26 protein-coding genes and 1 pseudogene are annotated in these 19,178 nt (G+C 40.5%); 9 read left to right on the forward strand and 18 right to left on the reverse strand.

Annotated elements, in window-relative coordinates; all coding sequences use genetic code 11:
* Positions 1-30: 30 nt before the first annotated feature.
* The gene (locus NST09_RS09820) at positions 31-1,362 is read right to left on the reverse strand and encodes a peptidoglycan endopeptidase (protein ID WP_025207502.1); all 1,332 of its coding nucleotides are present in this window, start codon (positions 1,360-1,362) and stop codon (positions 31-33) included.
* 404 nt (positions 1,363-1,766) lie between these two features.
* Positions 1,767-2,393, reverse strand: a complete 627-nt coding sequence (gene cdaS, locus NST09_RS09825; RefSeq protein WP_007500734.1) for a sporulation-specific diadenylate cyclase CdaS — start codon at positions 2,391-2,393, stop codon at positions 1,767-1,769.
* Between the two features lie 81 nt (positions 2,394-2,474).
* Here cdaS and NST09_RS09830 point away from each other — a divergent pair, with 81 nt between their 5' ends.
* The gene (locus NST09_RS09830) at positions 2,475-2,600 is read left to right on the forward strand and encodes a hypothetical protein (RefSeq protein ID WP_003215647.1); all 126 of its coding nucleotides are present in this window, start codon (positions 2,475-2,477) and stop codon (positions 2,598-2,600) included.
* Positions 2,601-2,659: 59 nt separating this feature from the next.
* On the forward strand, positions 2,660-4,027 hold the full coding sequence (locus NST09_RS09835; RefSeq protein WP_017359498.1) for an MATE family efflux transporter: 1,368 nt from the start codon (positions 2,660-2,662) through the stop codon (positions 4,025-4,027).
* A gap of 21 nt (positions 4,028-4,048) precedes the next feature.
* Here the strand turns inward: NST09_RS09835 and bshB2 are convergent, their stop codons facing one another.
* From bshB2 to rarD, 4 genes are all read right to left on the reverse strand, one after another.
* Positions 4,049-4,714, reverse strand: a complete 666-nt coding sequence (bshB2, locus tag NST09_RS09840; protein ID WP_007500738.1) for a bacillithiol biosynthesis deacetylase BshB2 — start codon at positions 4,712-4,714, stop codon at positions 4,049-4,051.
* Positions 4,715-4,731: 17 nt separating this feature from the next.
* Complete coding sequence (locus NST09_RS09845; RefSeq protein WP_008346474.1) at positions 4,732-5,082, reverse strand: YojF family protein; 351 nt, start codon at positions 5,080-5,082, stop codon at positions 4,732-4,734.
* Positions 5,079-5,360, reverse strand: a complete 282-nt coding sequence (locus NST09_RS09850; protein WP_008346472.1) for a hypothetical protein — start codon at positions 5,358-5,360, stop codon at positions 5,079-5,081. The genes NST09_RS09845 and NST09_RS09850 overlap by 4 nt, the downstream gene beginning before the upstream one ends.
* Positions 5,361-5,438: 78 nt before the next feature.
* The gene (gene rarD, locus NST09_RS09855) at positions 5,439-6,350 is read right to left on the reverse strand and encodes an EamA family transporter RarD (protein ID WP_034646492.1); all 912 of its coding nucleotides are present in this window, start codon (positions 6,348-6,350) and stop codon (positions 5,439-5,441) included.
* A gap of 86 nt (positions 6,351-6,436) precedes the next feature.
* Between rarD and NST09_RS09860 the strand changes: the two genes are divergently transcribed.
* The gene (locus tag NST09_RS09860) at positions 6,437-6,910 is read left to right on the forward strand and encodes a germination protein GerT (protein WP_008346468.1); all 474 of its coding nucleotides are present in this window, start codon (positions 6,437-6,439) and stop codon (positions 6,908-6,910) included.
* Between the two features lie 40 nt (positions 6,911-6,950).
* Here NST09_RS09860 and NST09_RS09865 read toward each other — a convergent pair whose 3' ends face one another.
* Positions 6,951-7,169, reverse strand: coding sequence for a hypothetical protein (locus tag NST09_RS09865; RefSeq protein ID WP_003215921.1), 219 nt, complete (start codon positions 7,167-7,169; stop codon positions 6,951-6,953).
* Positions 7,170-7,244: 75 nt separating this feature from the next.
* Positions 7,245-7,577, reverse strand: a complete 333-nt coding sequence (locus NST09_RS09870) for a winged helix-turn-helix transcriptional regulator (RefSeq protein WP_008346466.1) — start codon at positions 7,575-7,577, stop codon at positions 7,245-7,247.
* A gap of 141 nt (positions 7,578-7,718) precedes the next feature.
* On the opposite strand from NST09_RS09870, the gene NST09_RS09875 reads away from it, so the two are divergent.
* The 3 genes from NST09_RS09875 to NST09_RS09885 all read left to right on the forward strand — a co-directional run bounded on the left by NST09_RS09875 (position 7,719) and on the right by NST09_RS09885 (position 10,270).
* Complete coding sequence (locus NST09_RS09875; protein WP_008346464.1) at positions 7,719-8,336, forward strand: nitroreductase family protein; 618 nt, start codon at positions 7,719-7,721, stop codon at positions 8,334-8,336.
* 237 nt (positions 8,337-8,573) lie between these two features.
* Positions 8,574-8,792: a DUF3311 domain-containing protein gene (locus tag NST09_RS09880; protein ID WP_017359680.1), complete on the forward strand. Its 219-nt coding sequence runs from the start codon at positions 8,574-8,576 to the stop codon at positions 8,790-8,792.
* A complete protein-coding gene (locus NST09_RS09885) occupies positions 8,777-10,270 on the forward strand; it encodes a sodium:solute symporter (RefSeq protein WP_098680955.1) in 1,494 nt (497 codons plus the stop codon). Before NST09_RS09880 ends, NST09_RS09885 begins: the two co-directional genes overlap by 16 nt.
* Positions 10,271-10,515: 245 nt before the next feature.
* Here the strand turns inward: NST09_RS09885 and NST09_RS09890 are convergent, their stop codons facing one another.
* On the reverse strand, positions 10,516-11,901 hold the full coding sequence (locus NST09_RS09890) for a S41 family peptidase (protein ID WP_017367455.1): 1,386 nt from the start codon (positions 11,899-11,901) through the stop codon (positions 10,516-10,518).
* Between the two features lie 151 nt (positions 11,902-12,052).
* Here NST09_RS09890 and NST09_RS09895 point away from each other — a divergent pair, with 151 nt between their 5' ends.
* Together NST09_RS09895 and NST09_RS09900 are read left to right on the forward strand one after the other, a co-directional pair.
* On the forward strand, positions 12,053-12,751 hold the full coding sequence (locus NST09_RS09895) for a class I SAM-dependent methyltransferase (RefSeq protein WP_035703277.1): 699 nt from the start codon (positions 12,053-12,055) through the stop codon (positions 12,749-12,751).
* A gap of 92 nt (positions 12,752-12,843) precedes the next feature.
* Positions 12,844-13,095: a hypothetical protein gene (locus NST09_RS09900; protein ID WP_008346452.1), complete on the forward strand. Its 252-nt coding sequence runs from the start codon at positions 12,844-12,846 to the stop codon at positions 13,093-13,095.
* Between the two features lie 49 nt (positions 13,096-13,144).
* Here NST09_RS09900 and NST09_RS09905 read toward each other — a convergent pair whose 3' ends face one another.
* From NST09_RS09905 to NST09_RS09925, 5 genes and pseudogenes are all read right to left on the reverse strand, one after another.
* Positions 13,145-13,975 carry a M15 family metallopeptidase gene (locus tag NST09_RS09905; RefSeq protein ID WP_007500752.1) on the reverse strand — a complete coding sequence of 277 codons (831 nt, stop codon included), beginning with the start codon at positions 13,973-13,975 and terminating at the stop codon, positions 13,145-13,147.
* 68 nt (positions 13,976-14,043) lie between these two features.
* Positions 14,044-14,739 (reverse strand): purine-nucleoside phosphorylase, encoded by a 696-nt coding sequence (gene deoD, locus NST09_RS09910; protein WP_342492979.1) that lies wholly within the window; start codon positions 14,737-14,739, stop codon positions 14,044-14,046.
* Between the two features lie 110 nt (positions 14,740-14,849).
* The gene (locus tag NST09_RS09915; RefSeq protein WP_007500756.1) at positions 14,850-15,167 is read right to left on the reverse strand and encodes a hypothetical protein; all 318 of its coding nucleotides are present in this window, start codon (positions 15,165-15,167) and stop codon (positions 14,850-14,852) included.
* 54 nt (positions 15,168-15,221) lie between these two features.
* Positions 15,222-15,840, reverse strand: a pseudogene (locus tag NST09_RS09920) (phosphatase PAP2 family protein).
* A 51-nt stretch (positions 15,841-15,891) separates the two neighbouring features.
* Positions 15,892-16,062, reverse strand: coding sequence for a YozD family protein (locus tag NST09_RS09925; RefSeq protein ID WP_017359685.1), 171 nt, complete (start codon positions 16,060-16,062; stop codon positions 15,892-15,894).
* A 119-nt stretch (positions 16,063-16,181) separates the two neighbouring features.
* Between NST09_RS09925 and NST09_RS09930 the strand changes: the two genes are divergently transcribed.
* Positions 16,182-16,316, forward strand: coding sequence for a hypothetical protein (locus NST09_RS09930; protein ID WP_017359686.1), 135 nt, complete (start codon positions 16,182-16,184; stop codon positions 16,314-16,316).
* On the opposite strand, the gene NST09_RS09935 is transcribed toward NST09_RS09930, so the two are convergent.
* The 4 genes from NST09_RS09935 to ablA form a co-directional block, all read right to left on the reverse strand.
* Entirely contained in the window at positions 16,313-16,993 is a 681-nt protein-coding gene (locus NST09_RS09935; RefSeq protein WP_008346441.1) for a hypothetical protein, read from the reverse strand. The genes NST09_RS09930 and NST09_RS09935 overlap by 4 nt on opposite strands.
* A 149-nt stretch (positions 16,994-17,142) precedes the next feature.
* Positions 17,143-17,367 carry a YozE family protein gene (locus NST09_RS09940; RefSeq protein ID WP_003215834.1) on the reverse strand — a complete coding sequence of 75 codons (225 nt, stop codon included), beginning with the start codon at positions 17,365-17,367 and terminating at the stop codon, positions 17,143-17,145.
* A gap of 79 nt (positions 17,368-17,446) precedes the next feature.
* Positions 17,447-17,728, reverse strand: coding sequence for a YokU family protein (locus tag NST09_RS09945; RefSeq protein WP_008346437.1), 282 nt, complete (start codon positions 17,726-17,728; stop codon positions 17,447-17,449).
* 2 nt (positions 17,729-17,730) lie between these two features.
* Positions 17,731-19,131 carry a lysine 2,3-aminomutase gene (ablA, locus tag NST09_RS09950; protein WP_342492980.1) on the reverse strand — a complete coding sequence of 467 codons (1,401 nt, stop codon included), beginning with the start codon at positions 19,129-19,131 and terminating at the stop codon, positions 17,731-17,733.
* Between the last annotated feature and the right edge of the window lie 47 nt (positions 19,132-19,178).

Here is a 19,178-nt window from a genome sequence, read left to right on the forward strand (position 1 = left end):
GCAAACAAAAAAAGCCGAAAATCGGCTTTTTTAGAAGAAACGTTTTGCGCCTAGGTAGGCTTTTTTCCAATAAGGATTGCTTAAGTTTGAAATTCCTACTCCGCTGTCACTTGCATGAAGGAAATCTCCTCCACCTAGGTATAGTCCCATATGAGAAGGACCTGCTTTGTACGTTGTGAAATAAACAAAATCTCCAACTTGTGGTGTGCTGACAGGCGTCATCATATTCCAGTATCCTGCTGTACTCAATCTAGATACTGATGAAACCTTATTAATGAGATAGTAAACAAAGCCGCTACAATCAAATCCAGCTGGTGTATTGCCACCCCATCTGTAAGGAATGCCTGTGAGTTTTTTACCTTCTTGAATCATTGTCGTGATTTTTGCATTCATTGGAACGTCAGTTTTATTATTGTTGACCGGTGTTGTTGAACCGTTTGACGTAGAACCATTAGATCCAGTTGAACCGGAAGCTGTTCCGTTGATTTTTAATACTTGTCCAATTCTCAGCACATCACTTTTCAAGCTGTTTGCTGTGCGGATTGATTGAACCTGCACCTTAAACTGATTCGCAATTTTCCATAATGAATCACCTGATTTAACCGTATAAGATGTTGTTTTACTACTTGAAGACTGATTGCTGTTTGAAGGCGTGCTAGGTTGAGCAGGTGCTTTCGGCTGACTTGGTTTTGACGTCACCGTTCCTTTTACCTTCAATACTTGATTTGGATAAATCATATCAGATTTTAGCGAGTTCAATGTTTTAATTTCACCAATCGACATGTTTAACGAATTGGCAATTTTCCATAGTGAATCGCCTAATTTTACTTTATATGTACTAGATGCTGATGATGAACTATTAGAATTCGTTGATTTGTTACTTGAGCTGGAATTAGATGTTGAGTTTGAATTTGAGGACTGGCTGCCGCTCGTTTTCGTCGTTCCAGACACTTTCAGCTTTTGTCCAGGACGAATAAGGTCACTGTTTAAGCTGTTCAAACTTTTCAAACTTGCAACTGACATTTTGTGATTCTTCGCAATCAGCCATAATGAATCCCCAAGCTTGACTGTATAGCTAGATGTTGTTGAAGCACTTGATTTCGTTGCTTTTGAACTTGTTGATGAGCTGGATTTTGAACTTTTTGCACCAGGAATCTTTAAGCTTTGTCCTGCAAAAATCATCGTCGTTTTTAATTGATTAAGAGATTGAAGTTCCGAAATACTTGTGTTGTACTGTTCGGCAATCTTCCAAAGTGAGTCACCGCTTTTCACCTTGATCGTCTGTGCTTCTGCCGGTGCAGCAATAACAGCTGAGCCCGCGATCGCTGAAACTGTGAGGCCGGTTACTACTTTTTTCTTCATAGATGAATCTCCGCCTTTCATGATTTCGTCCCATAAGACTTATGTACTAGTTTTGAGTTTAGCATTTAATGGTTCTGCTTCTCTTGCACTATTTTATCTTTATTTCTATAATATTACTCGACATGAAGACGTTGGGCAATACTAAATAGGTTTTAGAGCAGCAAACTCAAAATGCTAAAACAAAGCCATATCGTTTCTATCGGCTGTTTGCTGTATTTATAAACAATTTTTAAGGAATTTTTAAGTTGACGTTTAGAAATTTGTCAAAACAAGCACGTTGCTAGTTTCATAGTTCTATTCTACATGACAAATTTTTCTGTATCAAATGACTTTTTACTTAATTGCCTGTTTTTTCTCCTCAATAAAAAAAGCACCCTTCCCAAAGAAGAATGCTGTGTTCATGTTTACTTTCTGATTTCTTGGTCTTTTACAGTTAACGGATAGAGGACGCCTTCTTTCGCAAACGACATTTTCCCTGTTTCTTCTGATACCACAAGAACAAGGGCATCAGTCATGCCAGAAAGTCCAATGGCTGCCCGGTGTCTTGTGCCTAGAGAAGGGCTGACTTTTTTTGAGGTGAGCGGTAGGACGTTTGCAGCGGAAACAAGCGTGTTTTCTTTTACTAAAAGGGCGCCATCATGAAGTGGGTTTCCAGGATAGAAAATGCTTTCTATTAATGATGCGCTAATTTTCGCATGGAGGTTTGTCCCTTTTTGTATATAATCCTCCACCTCATCTCTCCTTTGAATCACAATCAGTGCGCCATGCTTTTGTTTTGATAAGTTCTCAATGGCTAAAGAAAATTGAGCAAAACCTGGTGTGAATTCTTCCATATATGCTTGTAAATAAAACGAGGAAGCCTCTGCATGCATTTCATTAAACTGATCATGCAATGATTCGAGTTCACAAAGAAGGCATTGTTCCGTCTGGTCAAGCGATTCGACGATTTTCCTTGCATCCATCATAATTTGCGTTAAATGAGATTTCATTTCTAACTTAAACATCGCTTCTTCATTTGTGCGATTGATCATCTCACCATGTCCCTCCTTCTTTCGCTTGTGTCATAAAATAACAAATTGTGCACATTCTATTTGTATGGAGGTGAATTCAATATGACCATTCAAAAAGTGATTCAATATGCTTGCAGCATTTTAGGTGTTGTCAGTCTTTCTTTTATTTATGCCCAAATGTTCAAAAAAACGAAGCCCTCAAAGAAAAATAATCCGACGGAGAATTGATTTTTTTACATAGCGTGATATAATTCCTCTCGTTATTTCTGTTCAGAGAGGAACTTATGATGAGAGAAACGAATAGTATTCGAGCAAAGCTGTCACAATTTTTAACCATATTGATTCCGATTTTAATTACACAAGCAGGTCTTTCGCTCATCACATTTTTAGACACGGTGATGTCTGGAAAAGTGAGTGCAGAAGACCTAGCAGGTGTTGCGATCGGTTCGAGCATTTGGACACCTGTTTATACTGGCCTCGCTGGCATTTTAATGGCTGTTACCCCTATTGTGGCTCAGCTGATGGGTGGCGGCCGCAGGGAAGACGTTCCTCGTGCAGTCTTCCAGGCCATTTATTTATCTTTTCTTTTAAGTATCGTGGTGATTGTTATTGGATCGTTGTGTGTTCCGTTTATTTTAGGGAGACTTGGGCTTGAACCATCCGTAGAAACTATTGCCCGTCATTTTCTCAGCTTCCTTGCTATTGGGATCATCCCGCTTTTTGGTTATTCAGTCATGAGATCGTTCATTGATGCATTAGGAAAAACACGTGTGACGATGTTCATTACGTTAACCGCACTTCCTATTAATTTTGTTTTAAATTATCTCTTTATTTTTGGAAACTTTGGGTTTCCAAAGCTTGGCGGTGCAGGGGCTGGTCTTGCATCTGCGCTGACGTATTGGGCGATTTTCATCATGAGTATTTGTATTGTCATCAAAGCCGAACCGTTTGCATCCTTTCGGTTGTTTCAGACATTACCTCGTTTTAACGTCTCCCGAATGGGTCAAATACTGAAAATCGGTATCCCTATTGGGTTTGCGATCTTTTTTGAAACAAGTATTTTTGCAGCTGTCACGCTCTTAATGGGTCACTTTGATACCGTGACAATCGCCAGTCACCAAGCAGCGATGAACTTTGCTTCTATTTTATATATCCTGCCGCTTAGTATCTCAATGGCTTTAACGATTGTTGTAGGTTTTGAAGCCGGTGCCATGCGGTATAAAGACGCAAAAAGCTACAGCTATATTGGCATTGCAACAGCTGTTTTGTTCTCATTATGTACTGCAGCACTCATCTTGTTATTTAGACCTGAGATCGCTGGTTTATATACAACTGAATCAGCTGTTTTACAAATGACACAGCACTTTTTGATGTATGCGATCTTTTTCCAGCTGTCTGATGCGATCGCTGCACCCATTCAAGGGGCTCTGCGCGGCTATAAAGATGTGAATTACACACTGATTGCTGCGTTTGTCTCTTACTGGGTCATCGGCCTTCCAGCTGGCTACTTGATTGGCACGTATACCTCATTTGGAGCGTTTGGTTATTGGGTTGGGCTGATTACTGGGCTTGCCGCAGGTGCCATCGTCCTATTTGTTCGTCTCAGGTTGATTGAAAGACGTATGCATTCTGATACAACAGGAAAAGGCAGCTGACTTCAGTCAGCTGCCTTTCATTTAGTCATTCCATTGATACGTCCAGAAAATTTCTTCATCAAACCATTTTTGAACGACTGGTTCTTTGTTTTTCAGCTTTTGTTCAAGCTCTCTTAGCATGCCTTCTGTTTGTGTTCTATGCGCTCTTAGTGCATTTAATTTGATATCGGCTACATCCGTAATATCAATCACAATATCGGCATTTCCTAGCACTTCTTCTCGATTTTTCGTAATGGCCATGCAGTATGTGACAGGACGGTCTTCTTTTTTCTTGCGGTATAGAGCACGAATGACCGCTTCACCTGTCGCATCATGATCAGGGTGTACGCCATGACCTGGATAAAACGTGACAATAAGAGTTGGTTTCACTTCATCAATTATGCGTTCCATCACATCCGCTAAATACTCATCATCTTCAAATTCCAACGTTTTATCTCGAAGACCAAGCATTCGCAAGTCTGTGACATCCATTTCTTTACATGCATTGATTAATTCCTGTTTTCTTAATTCAGGAAGTGTCTCACGGTTAGCATAAGTTGGACTTCCCATATTTCTTCCCATTTCTCCAAGTGTCCCGCATGCATACGTCACTGGAATTCCACGTTTTCTGCTTTGCGCGATGAGCCCTGCGACCCCGAAGGATTCATCGTCGGGGTGAGGCAGCATCACAAGTACATGTTCGTTCATCACTGTTCCCCTCTCTCCTACACCTGAAATGGTGTTTCACTAATTTGTAATGAGATCGCTAGTTTTCCGTCTGGCAGGTGTCCTGCTAACAGCAGGCGACCTTGTTCATCAAACACGTAATCGGTTAAACCTTCTGCGTAAATCCAGCCATCTTCTGTTTTCATTCCGACACGGTATGGACCTTGTCCTTTTATTTTTGCCTGTGAATAGACAACTTTTGCGTTGCGGATATACGCCACGACCGTCATATTTTGCTCATTCACATGAGCTGAATAAGAACCAGTTGTCGTTTCAAGATGAACGAAGACTGGCCGATTTAAAAACGATTCAAGATGTGCTGTGACATCTTCCGTTTGAATTGGTTTCATGAGTGGTTCCTTCCTTCATTTTGAATTAGTTCTCGCAGCTTTTTCGTATGTAAGCTGATCAGCTGTAGTTGATGACCCTGTTCAATCGTGCTTTCTAAAATTCTTTCCACAGCGAGTACATACTTTTGATGTAATGACTTTCTTGCGCGAGGATGGGTGCGTGCATCAAGCAAATCATCTCGTATCGCCTCGTGTAATGAAGTCATATCCACTACATCAAGCTGCCGATTTTTCCATAAAGATTGATAAGCGTGTGCAAGCTCATCGACTGATGACATGTGATCACCTCTACAGTTTTGGTAACAACTTATTATGACATGATCCGCCTGCAAAAAAAAGCAAACTGCTTCGTCTCTTTAATGAGAATTCGCTGTTTTTTTCATTCGGAGTTGAGAGGTTGTAAATAGTAAAATCGCCACCCAAATACAGAGGAATGTCACGATTTTTGCTGCAGATAAGTGTTCGTGATACACAAACAGCCCCAAAAAGAGTGTAATAGTTGGTGCAATATACTGCAAAATACCAACTTGGTATAAAGGAATTCTTTTGGCTCCTTCAGAAAATAAAAGAAGCGGTACAGCTGTAAAGACACCTGCAAAAAATAATAGCCCAAGAGAGCCGAAGCTGCTCGGATTCATCGTGACAACAGGTTCTTTTAAGAAGAAGAATAAGTAAACAAGCGCAGCTGGTGCAAGAAGCAGTGTTTCAATGGTTAATCCAATGGCACTCGTAAAACTCATCCTTTTTTTAATCAGTCCATAAAACCCAAAACTAAAAGCCAATACGAAAGCCACGACAGGAAATGAGCCGTACTGAACAGTTGAGATGATGACCCCAGCTGCAGCAATGAGAATGGCGGTGGTTTGCATTTTATTCAGTCGTTCTTTTAAGAAAATGATGCCTAGTAAAACTGATACAAGCGGATTAATATAATACCCTAAACTCGCTTCCAGCATCAGATCGTGATTTACAGCCCAAATGTATACATACCAGTTGACCGAAATTAAAATAGCCGATAAAAGTAATGAAAAAAGTGCTTTTCCATCTATCATCAGACCTTTCACAGTCTGCATCGCTGGACGGACTTGCTTTAAATATAAAAGAATACCGCACATAAAAACAAAGGACCATATGATTCTGTGCGCTAAAATTTCGCCTGACGAAATATGCTCCATCAGCTTCCAATATAATGGGAATAACCCCCATAATGTAAAAGATGCAGCCGTATATAAGACACCTTTTGATTGCTGTTCGTTCAATCTAACCATTCCTTTCTAAACCTATCGTATATTATAGCACGCACATCACTTTATGGGCATATACTAATTCAGGGCATTTAGAAAGGATGATTTGCATGTTTGACTGGAACCGATTATTTCCTTTTCAAAAGCAATTTTCAAAAGAAGCGTTAAAAAATTCAGATCCTAAAGACGTTGAGCAATATGTCAATCAAGTCATGGAAAGTGTTTTCGGCTCCAATTATTCTGCTCAATTCCCCTTTCAGGATCCGCTGTCTCAGAAGCAGAAAGAAAGAGAGACAGACGATAAAAAAAAGAAAGAGCCGAATGTTGAAGTATTTGAGACGACAGATCACGTGTTTGTCAAAATAGAGCTCGATCGTCCGAACACGGAGAAAGTAAAAATCAAACATACAGCCAATCTGCTGTTTATTGATCATTTTCCTGAAGAGAATAAACAAAAGAAGGTTGTCCTGCCTGCTGCTGTGAAAAGAAAAGGAACGAAGGCTTCGTATCAAGATGGTATTTTAGAAATTATGTTTTTAAAGCATGATGATCCAGGCATTTCTGAAATTGATATTCCATTATAAAAAGCCTGCTTTGAAATGGAAGCAGGCTTACTCTTTTTTCTTAATAATATGGTGGATATCCGCCGCCATAAGGTGGTGGAACAGGCGGTGGTGGTGGCGGGTAATATGGACGAGGATAATTAAAAATCGCACTTCCTAGAAATCCGCCAAGCAGTCCGCCGACTAAAGGAGCGCCAAAACCAAAAAACAAAGGGACTCTAGATTCATATGGCGGAATGCCAGGGGCACCGCCTCGAAAATACGGAGTATGAGGGTACATGCTTTTCTCCTCCTTTGTCATGTGCCTAACATCAGCATATTCATTAGGAGACAAAACGTTTGGGCAAACCTAAAACTAGGCTTGCTCCTTTTTTACATGAGATCCAGCATACTCCCCTGCCCAGCGCGATACTTCTCCGAACACACCATGTAATGCACTCCCTTTTTCGGTTAGACAATAGATGACTTTGACTGGCGTTTCAGGAAGTACAGTGCGCTTTATGATTCCTTCTTGCTCAAGCTCTTTTAAGCGTTCTGCGAGCATTTTTTGACTGATGGATGGAATAATGTCCGTCAGGTCTTTAAACCGCTTCGGACCATCAAGCAATACATGAATGATGAGACCATTCCACCTTTTGCCAAGAAGCAAAAAAGCTTGCTGAATGTTTGGACATAATTGAAATTCCATATATTTCAGCCTTTCTTTTCATAATCGTTTGACAAACTAACGGTGTACAATTTAAAATATATCTCTAGTTACAATAAGTAAGTTTCTCACTTTTTTATTTATTGTACCATACTATTTGCAAAAACGGGAGGAAATATCCATATGGCGAGCGATCAAAAAACGATTGACATTTTAAAAGAAAGAGCTTCAGTAAAAGAGTATGATACAACTCATGAAATGACAAAAGAAGAGTTAAAAGAGCTTCTTGATATCACAACAAAAGCACCATCTGCTTGGAACCTTCAGCATTGGCATTTCACTGTGTTCCATAGTGCTGAATCAAAAGCAAAGCTTCTTCCAATTGCTTACAACCAAAAACAAGTCTCTCAAGCATCAGCTGTGATTGCTGTGCTAGGTGACCTTGAAGCCAATCTAAAGGGTGAAAAAATCTACAGTGAGCTAGCAGAACAAGGCTTCATCACAGAAGATATTAAAGAAACATTGATGACGCAAATCAATGGTGCTTACCAAAGCGAGCAATATGCACGTGAAGCTGCGTATTCAAACGCTTCGTTAGCTGCTATGCAGTTAATGATTGCGGCGAAAGCAATGGGATATGATACATGCGCAATGGGCGGTTTCAGCAAAGAAGCGTACGTAAAAGAATTCAATGTGAGTGGTCGATACGAACCAGTGATGTTGATTTCTGTCGGGAAAGCAGCAAAAGAAGCTCACAAAAGCAATCGTTTTGACATCGAAGAAGTATCTGATTTCCTATAAAAAACGGCACAGTCTCAGCGTCATGCTGGGGCTTTTTTATTTGCTCTGAATATTATTTTTCCATACTTATTTTTAAGTCTTCCTTTCTCATTCTTCACTATTTACCTCTTTTTAAAAATGAAAGCGTTATATTAGTATGATATTCATAAAAATGATTGTTTTTTCTGAAAATGGTCTTGTGATCTAATCTGACAACTGCTATTATTATGAAATTACAAAATATTAGAGGAGGAAAACATGAACAAAAAACTGATACTGGCGCTACTCATCGCGATTCCATTCATTGGACAGCTTGCACTGCTCCCCTTTGTGAATCGTATTCATCCATTTGTCATCGGGCTGCCTTTTTTCCACTTCTGGCTCTTACTATGGATTGTACTCACACCCGTTTGCACATTTATCATTTACAGGATGCAACATTCAAATGGAGGAACTGACGAATGCAAGGAAACTTAACAGCTTTATTGATTACTGCAAGTATCATTTTCATCGTCGTGGTCATCGGTTTTGCCGCTGGTCGTGATAAATCATCAAGACAATCAGTCGAAGAATGGTCTGTTGGCGGGAGAAAATTTGGCGGGCTTCTCGTCTGGTTCCTTGTTGGCGCAGACTTATATACTGCTTATACCTTTTTAGGGCTCACAAGTACAGCTTATACAGCGGGAAGTGTTGCTTTTTTCGCTATCCCCTATTCAGTTCTTGCTTATTTTATTGCGTATTTCTTCTTACCAAAACTTTGGACGGTTGCAAAAAATCACAAGCTGACAACACTTGCTGACTATGCACGTGAGCGATTTGACAGTAAACTGTTATCTAGTTTGATTGCCATTGTTGGTGTACTCATGCTCATTCCATACATTTGTCTTCAGCTCAGCGGGATTCAAGATACGTTAACTGTCGCTGGAACGAGTTATATTAATGTGAATGCAGTTGTTATGATTTCATTTATTTTAGTTGCACTTTATACATTTTTCAGTGGTATTAAAGGTCCTACATATACAGCCATTATTAAAGATATTCTTGTTTGGGTGATCATGCTCTTTATGGTCGTTTCCCTCCCGATTATTCATTTTAACGGCTGGACACCAATGATGAATACGTTAGCTAAGGAAGCTCCACAGCTTCTGACGATTCCTGAAAGCGGCCCTAAAGGCATTTTGTGGTTTATTACCGCATCAGGTGTTTCTGCACTCGCATTATTTATGTGGGCTCATGCAGCAACTGGTGTTTTCACAGCCAAAAGCGCAGATGCCATCCGTAAAAACAGTATGTTTTTACCTCTTTACAACATTGTATTGATTTTGGTCATCTTCCTTGGCTTCATTGCCTTTTTAGTCTTACCGGAAGATACAAATCCAAGATTTGCTCTTCTTCATTTAATTCAGACGTCATATGGCGGCGTGATGCAGGGGCTTGCGTATTCAACGATTGCACTTGCTTCTCTCATTCCATGTTCGATCATGGCCATTGGGGCGTCGAATTTATTTGCCAATAATTTGTACCGTGATTTAATCCATCCAAATGTGTCACCTAAACGGTTAACGATCATTACACGTTCGATGGTATTTATCGTGATCGGTCTTGCTCTTTTATTCGGTATGCTGTTCCCGACTGCGCTCGTCACGCTTCAGCTGATCGGTGTTTCTGGAATGGTTCAAATTTTCCCAGCCATTGCCATCAGCTTGTTCTGGAAAAAACAATCGAGAGAAGCAACGATTGCGGGGCTCATCGTAGGAATTATCGTGACCTTTACAGCGAATATGACACAAATGACATTCGGCCTTTATGAAGGCTTTCTCGGTTTACTAGCAAACGTTGTGGTCATCTTGATATTGAATCCATTCTTCCAGAAGAATGTCGCATCTAATTCTGTGACAAGTGATTTGTTTGAAAAGAATGGGAAAACAACGGAACCTGTGGCTAACAAAGCATAACACAAGAAAAAAGCAGTCCCCTGATAAGGACTGCTTCAGCGTGTAGACAAACCCTCGCATTCTTTGTCAGTCCTGCGTGCTGGTGCTCACGAATGTCAAATTCGCTCCGCTCCAGTACTCGTCCTTCCTAGACTTCAAAGGTTTTCTATCACGCTGAGCTGAAAAGAAGACAAAGGGCTAAAATAAAGTTCATTTTAGCCCTTTGTCAACAATTTGAAGCAGTCCCCTGATGAGGACTGCTTTTTCTATTTCATTTCTTTTTTCAACACTTCAATGGCTTTTTTCATTTGCGTATCATTTTTCTTGAGCTTATCTTGTATGTTTGTCATCAGTACCGTCGTTGTGTCCCCTGTCAGAATACCATCAGCCTTCAGATCGTGATCTGATTGGAAACTTTTCACGACCGACTGGAATGCTTGATCATATTCTCCATTGGCTTTTGCTTTGTAGCCAAGCGCTTGGAACATTTTTTGAGCCGCTTTGACTTCATCTCCATCATCATTCAGTTGATACGTCTTTTTCGGACTTAAGTATGGCAGCTTCGCATAACTCGGCAGAGATGCTTTCACCTGTGGCTCAATTCCTTTTTTGTGAATCCAAGACCCGTCTGGTGTCAACCACTTGGCAATGGTTAATTTCACACTAGAACCATCATTGTAGCTTTGCGCATTTTGAACAGTCCCTTTACCAAATGTCTTTTCTCCAACAAGTTGAATGCTAGAGGATTGGTGCAGAGCTGCCGCCATGATTTCAGCAGCACTCGCTGAACCGCCGTTTACAAGAACAACTGTCGGCTGATGAACTTTGCGTTCTTTTTCCGCTTTGTACACTTGTTTCTTTCCTTTTTCCTCAACCTGCATAATGACTTTTCCTTTATCGATAAAGTCATTGCTCATTTCAATTGCTTCTGTCATAATGCCGCCTGGATTATCTCTCAGATCAATGACAAAACCTTTTGCCCCTTTTTTCTCGAGGTCATCAATCGCTTTATCTAACTCTTTAGACGTGGTTTCAGCAAAAGACGTGATTTGGATTTCGCCTATTTTATCTTTTGTTAGTTTTGCATACACCGTTTCAAGTGGAATCGTATCTCTTGTGATCGTGACATCCACATTTCCAACACCTTGTCGGTTCAAATGCAGTTTGACATCCGTTCCTTTTTTCCCTCTGATAAGAGAAACGGCTTTATTCACTGACATGCCTTTTGTACTTTTACTATCCACTTTTAAAATACGATCATGAGGTTTCAAACCAGCTTTTTCAGCAGGAGAGCCTTTAATCGGTGCGACAATTAAAATTTGTCCATCCTTCTCTTCTACTTGTGCACCAATTCCTTCAAATGAAGATGAAATGGTGTTGTTAAACCCTTCGGCTTCCTCCTGATCCATATATGTAGAGTATGGATCATCAAGTGATGCAATCATTCCTTGAATCGCACCGTCTACTAGTTTTTGATCATCCGTTTTTTCGTAATACTCGTTTTTTACCTTCGTATATGCAGCCATGAGTTTACTAAACTTCTCATCTCCTGAAACGCTGACAGCACCTTGTTTTGTGATCACAAATGTAATCGCTGAGGAAAGCGCTGCTGTCACCAGAATGGCTATCACGAACTTGAATTGTTTTTTCAAAAAAACACCACCTTTATCTCCTTTCATTATTATCAAGGACGATTCTTCATCCGTCAACCAAAGGATCAAACTTCTATTTGAAAAGATAAGCCATTTCGCCTTGCAATGCATAATCTTTAGAGAGAAACATGATAAAGAAAGAAGGGATTCCATGAGTGACTATGTAGAAATGCTTGCCTATTTTGGTGTATCAGGTGCCCATCCTGGCGGAATTGAGCTAACAAAAACGATGATTGAGCATCTTCACTTGGCGTCTGACGATCGTATACTGGATGTTGGATGCGGCACAGGACAAACAGCCGCCTATCTAGGACATTTAGGTTATGAAGTAGAGGCGATTGATACACACCCTTTGATGATTGAAAAAGCCAATCTGCGATTCGAGCGGGAACAACTACCTTTCCGTGCACAGCAAGCATCGATCGAACACCTGCCATTTTCAGATGACTCGTTCTCTCTACTGATCAGTGAATCTGTTTTAAGTTTCACCCATTTACCTGCTGCGCTTGCTGAGATCAAACGGGTGCTTGCTCCTGGAAAGCAATTGATCGCAAATGAGGCTGTGTTAAAAGTGCCGCTCCCCTCAAAAGAACAGGCAACCATTCGGGAGTTTTATGGGTTTCACTCCCTCTTTTCATTTCCTGAATGGAAAAAACAGTTAGCGTCCGCAGGATTCCGTGACATTCAGATTCTCTCATTTGATGAACACATGGTGCAGGAAGAGCCGACCGAAATGGAATTATCAGATCAAATACCACCTTCTCTTTATGATACATTGCAGACACACTATGACCTGATTCAAACACACCGAGAACACCTGAGTCACCTTGTATTTGAATGTACAGTATAAAATGAGCGAATCTCCTATATGTTTTGTCCAAACTCTATGAAGTCTTTCGCATAGGATAAGAGTGAAAAGAGTTTGTCATAAGGAGGAAAAACATGGAGCGCTACTATAAACTTTGTCAGCAGCATATGGGGAAAGTAGCTAGAATTACTGATCGAAATGGCAGAGTACATGTTGGACGTATTGAGCGGGTGTCAAACCGCAAAGTTTATATCCGGCCAGTCGGCGGGTCCCGCGGGGGCTTTGGTTATGGATATTACGGAGGTTATTATGGCTGGGGTGCAGCTTATGGCATCGGTCTCGGTTTTATTACCGGCTTCGCTTTAGCAGGTTTGTTCTTTTTTTAAAACGGCGTATAAAAGAAGGCCTCCCAGCTTCGGGAGGCCTTTTATTTGTTTATATTTTCTTCACTTTATTCATATACTCTTCGAAAGTTAAATCATGATCATGCATCGCTTTTGCAGCTTCTTTCCCTACATAGCGCAAGTGCCACGGCTCATATTCATATTTCGTGATGTCTTCTTTCCCTTTTGGATAACGGATGATAAAGCCATATTTATAAGCGTTTTTGGCTACCCATTTACCATCAGGTGTTTCACCAAATTTTTCAGAGATTTCAAAGCCGGCACTTTTTGAGGAAATATCCATAGCTAAACCTGTTTGATGTTCACTTTCGCCTGGTAAGGCTACGGCTTCTTGGGCTTTTTCTTTCCCTTTTAGTTTCACTTCACTATCAAAAATGACTTTTTGACGGTCATAGGAACGATAGCCAGATACTGCAGCTAGCTCAAAGTTTTCCTTTTTAGCACCTTTGAATAACTTCGCAAGTGCCTCCGCTGCTTCTTTTCGAATATATCGTTTTTCAATATCCTCTGAAAAAGAGAATTCCACTTTTGGTACAACGAGATCAGAAGGTTTATAGGTTCCTGGCAGTGCATATTCTTTGTTCACTAAAGCAAGCACATTTTCAGGGTTTTGAATGGTCTTCAGTCCGCTCACTACCTTGATGTCATTGAAATATTCACTCTTTAACGTCAGCTCTTGATTAGATGAATCTGCCGTATCGTTTGAGTTTTGCTGGGATGATGAACTTGCTGCGTTCTTTTGTTCGTTTGTTTTGTTAGATTCAGTGGTACCGCTTTTCTGATCCAGCAACTGGCAGCCTGATAATGCGGCCGTCAAACCAAGAATCGATGCGATTGAGAGTATTTTATAGCTTTTCTTCATGACATACCTTCCTTTTGCTCTACTAAAAAAATAAAGATGCGCTACATCGTAGCACACCCTTTATACTATTATAAAACAGAATCTAGTGCAATTAAGATCATTTCGTCAAATGTCGTTTGACGCTCTTCAGCAGTTGTTTCTTCTCCTGTTAGCACATGATCGCTCACTGTCAGAATCGACAACGCTTTTCTGCCAAATTTTGCAGCAAGCGTATAAAGAGCCGTTGTCTCCATTTCGACCGCTAGAATTCCATATTGGTCCATCAGCTCAAGTGGTTTTTCATTATAAAACTGGTCTGCTGTAAATACATTCCCAACACGCACAGCTACATTTTTCGCTTCTGCTGTGTCGTAGGCTTTTTTCAGTAAACCAAAATCAGCACATGGTGCGTAATCAATCGGTCCAAATGCCACACGGTTCATTTGAGAATCTGTTGATGATGTTTGAGCTAAGATAACGTCACGTACATTGACATCTTTTTTGATCGCTCCGCAAGAGCCAACACGGATTAAGTTTTGAACATCATAGCTTTGGATCAGCTCATTCACATAGATCGAAATAGACGGTACGCCCATTCCAGTACCTTGTACAGAAATGCGTTTTCCTTTATATGTTCCAGTATAACCATACATGCCGCGCACTTCGTTATAGCACACAACATCTTCTAAGTATGTATCTGCAATATATTTCGCACGAAGCGGATCGCCTGGCAGCAATACCGTTTCTGCAATTTGTCCTTTTTCTGCTCCAATATGTACACTCATTTTTTAGCCTCCACTTACGTTTAACATGTGTTTAGTCCCATTTATTATAAACGATTGCGTTCAAAAAAGAAAATACCAGCTGAAAGTAAAGCTGGCATCGTCGTTTATATTTAACTCATCGTCATTAGGCGTTCACTGCGTTTCCATCCTGCCGGAAAGAGCTGGTAGTAGCACTTCCCTTTTTTCTGGTCATCAATCACAACGATATCCCCTGTTGTGATAAACCGTGCATTGTAATCATTAGGGACTGTATCTTGTACATTAAATGTCGAGAATGCTTTTTCCAGTACATCAAGGTGTGTCCTGCCGCCAATCTTTGTCCGGTACACAGGCTGATGTCCGCTTTCTGCACCATATTCAGGTGTTTGGTAGATGGTTAAGTGATAAGCTGAAGGTTTCTTTTGAAAAAATCTCAACGTCAATTGCATTCAAATCCCTCCCCTTTTATATAAAATTGGCTGGGATCTATGAATTTCCTTCTTCTATTTTTGTCGAATGACAGACAATTTTTCGTCAATCTTTTTACATATGAGAAATAAAGCTAGTCCTATCGCAAAGCCCCCTGCTACATCAGTGACATAATGAACACCGATATACATCCTGCTGATGCCGATCATCAGCACATAGCACCCTGTCACCATGTAGACTGCTTTTTGTCTCTTTTTCAGCCACGGAACCATTTCAATGAATAGATAGGCGATAAATGGATAGATCGTTGCTGCATTCATAGAATGACCGCTCGGAAAGCTGTAATAGGTCTCATTCACTAGATGATCAAAGGCTGGACGCTCTCTAGCAAACAGTCCTTTCAGTTCATGATTGACCGTTTTTTCTGCTATATATAGTAGAAAAAGCAGCATAATAGAGTGGTAGCGTTTATACATAAACAGCACCACGCTAAAGATGAGCATGATTGGGACAAGCAGCGCACTGATACCAAAGTCAGTCAAAGTCAGTCAAAGTCAGCATGACATCATTTAAAAAAGGAAGTCTGATGTTTTCAAACGATAAGATGATCTGGTTGTCCAACTCCTGGAACATGCCAGACACCATAAGCGCTGCGATGGCGCCAAACAAAAGGAAAAAAATGATGACATACACGCGAACCAATTTCCCTCCCTTTCTACTCAGAATCTCTTCAAAGTATAGTGCCTACCACGCCTCTTCTTCAACTATCATTGCTTTCCTCAGCATATATTCAAATGTAATATCGGCAAGCTCAAACGTTTCCAGTTCAGATGGTATGTACCCTCTTTTGACCAGCTCCGTGTAGAAGAATTCTGCAATTTCCTCTGTATCAATCACCAAATCTGCTTCTTTCATTGCTTTCCGCCTCCTTTTTTATGATGTATGAACGTCGCCTTATTTTTATTACAGTTTGTCATAATGGCTCATTCCATACATATAAATGCAGTAAACGAAAAGAAAAGGGGCATGAGGCAATGAAATGGTTAAGCATTTTAGATGGACATACTTTTGATCAGGTGATGGGCCGTATCTTGAGGGGATGGTTTTATGTGATTGCTTTTTTCTGTGTTCCTTACTTTTTATTCGTGTTAGGACAAGTCTTCTTTTAACCAAAATGCTCGTTTAAACTTTCCAAAATAAAGTCCATCATATCCTTATATTCTGGGTCTTTGAAAAATTCATAGAGAATTTTATAATCATTGTAAATATCAAGAAGCTCATCCACTATAGATACAGCGAGAAATTCTAGTGATGCTTCGCTTTCTTGTTTCTCTTCTAACTGTAATAGAGCGGTTTGCACCATATCTTCCTCTATTTCTTTTGAGGTTTCTCCAACGTAATGCACAAAAAGAAGCTGATGAACAAACTGATCCATCTCATATTTTCTTAGGACAAGCGTCAAGTCTTCTTCTTCTGTTTCCAGCCATTCTCCGTCTTTTAACCTTGTCAGTTCATAAATGACATCTTCCCAGCCATCTTCAAGGTAGCGCCATATCTCAGTCCGATGGCCAATGATTTTAAATAGCTCTTTCCCGTAATCCTTTACATATACAACATCGCCAATGAGGAACTCATATTCAATGTCCAGCTTTTCTGTATCTACAATCACCCCGTCGTACTCATCGTAAAGCTGGAGTGATGTTTCAAAATAAAGCACCTCATTATGATTGACCTCATATAGATAATGTTGGTCAATTTGATGGACTTTTGTTATCGTTCCAACTGTGCCGTACATGACAACGACGACAATATCCCCTACTTTATATTTTGGTGCTTTCGCCTTCATTCTGTCTCCCCCTTGCCCGACTTTTGGTCTTAACGTATCGTATGCCGGCGCAAGGAATTCTGCATGGGCAACCACACCATGCAAAACGCCATTTTATTTCTTCATGAAAAAACCGCTTCTTCCATACGGAACAAGCGGTTGTGTGTGTGTTATTTTTTTTTGACTTCTACTTCGTATTGCTCAAAAGCCTCATCAAATGTCGTCATGGAGCTTAAATAGTCCCCATTTAACTCTAAATAGGCACATAGCTCATGATAATCAGTGGATGCTTTAGGAAAGCTGTGATCTTCATAAGCAGCATTTGCAAAATGACTGATTTCATCCTTCGGTTTTGGATGTCTATACTTCATTAAATAATGGTAAAACGACTTCACCTGTTTTTCCCTCCGCGACACTCTATTTTGTTGTTATATTATACAGGAATTTGATGACTTGTATAGGCGGAGGTACAACTTATGAAGAAAAATCAAAGTAATTACGCTTTAATAACCGCTCCATGCTCATTAATTCTTCATATAAGATTTTTTCTGGAAGTTTTGTTTGATCGACTAAAATTAATTGATCTTCTATCTCTTTTACTGTCTCATCCTTCTGATACGTCATCCCGCAATGCGTGCAAGAAATCGAAGGCGTTTCCAAAATCTCAATCGATTGTGTGCCCGTGATGAGTTCCCAATAGACTGTGGTCTGTCCTGCGTTCGCTTTCTTCTCCTCACACCAATCACATGTCAGCAACGTTATTTCTCCTCCTTTACGGTTTGTTCTTTTTTGAGCTGGGCTTGATATTTCTTCTCTTTTAATTCATCTCGTTTTTCACGTTTGTTTTTGAGCGTATCATGTGCAGGATTCGTTTCATAAGACTCTCTTCGTTTCATTCGGCTTAAATTTTCAGGCGTAAAGGATCTTGCTTCATCCTCAAATAGAGCAGTTATGCCAATGGCGGGTTCTTTCTTTTCTTCATAGATTTCATTAAAATACGCATCTGCTTGGCCGGCGACGTAATGTTCTGGCTCCGGATAAGAGGTGATCACACCTTCAAAGTTACGCAGGACCACTTTCTCTGGGCTTTGAGATAATAAATAATTTGGCTGTAAGGTGATCTTACCTCCTCCGCCTGGTGCATCTACAACAAAGCTTGGCACGGCATAACCACTCGTATGTCCTCTTAAGCCTTCAATGATTTCAAGGCCTTTTGAAACCGGTGTTCTAAAGTGGCCGATCCCCTCAGATAAATCACATTGATAAATATAATAAGGTCTGACGCGAATCATGACGAGATCATGCATCAGCTTCTTCATAATTGGAACACTGTCGTTAATTCCTGCTAGGATCACCGCCTGATTACCAACAGGGACGCCAGCATTGACAAGGCGCTCACACGCTTCTTTCGCTTCTTTTGTGATTTCAATGCTTGTATTAAAGTGAGTGTTCAGCCAAACAGGATGATATTTTTTTAAAATCTCACACAATTCATCTGTAATTCGCTGCGGAAACACGACCGGTGCACGTGTTCCAATTCGAATGATTTCAACGTGAGGAATGTCTCGTAAGTTTTTCAAAATGTATTCAAGCACTTGATCATTAATTAACAGCCCGTCACCGCCTGAAATTAACACATCCCGCACTTCAGGGGTTTCTCTAATATATCCAATGGCGGCATCTAATTGCTTTTTCGGCACGCCCATCCCGATCTGACCGGAAAAGCGCCTTCTCGTACAATAGCGGCAGTACATGGAGCACTGATTTGTGACAAGAAACAGCACACGATCTGGGTAGCGGTGCGTTAAACCTGGAACAGGTGAATCCTCATCTTCATGGAGCGGATCTTCGAGGTCATATTTTGTTTTATGAAGCTCCTCTGCAATTGGTACAGACTGCATACGAATTGGGCATCTTGGATCGTCTGGATTCATCAGTGAGGCATAGTAGGGTGTTATGTTGAGTGGAATGGTTTTCGTGGAAATCTTCACCCCTTCTTTTTCCTCTTCTGTTAAGTTCACGACTTTTTCTAAATCTTCTAGCGTTTTGACCGTATGCGTCAGCTGCCAAATCCAGTCGTTCCACTTTTCCTCGGGTACGTCCTTCCAAAGTTCAATGTCCTTCCAATGTCGCGCAGGTTGATACAGTTTTTGATTCATATCCATTCCCCCTATCAGCATTCACTTTATACTATGCAAGTTATGTG

Origin of the sequence: Bacillus sp. FSL W7-1346 (genome assembly GCF_038593335.1) — a bacterium.
In the GTDB taxonomy this organism is placed as follows: domain Bacteria; phylum Bacillota; class Bacilli; order Bacillales; family Bacillaceae; genus Bacillus; species Bacillus altitudinis.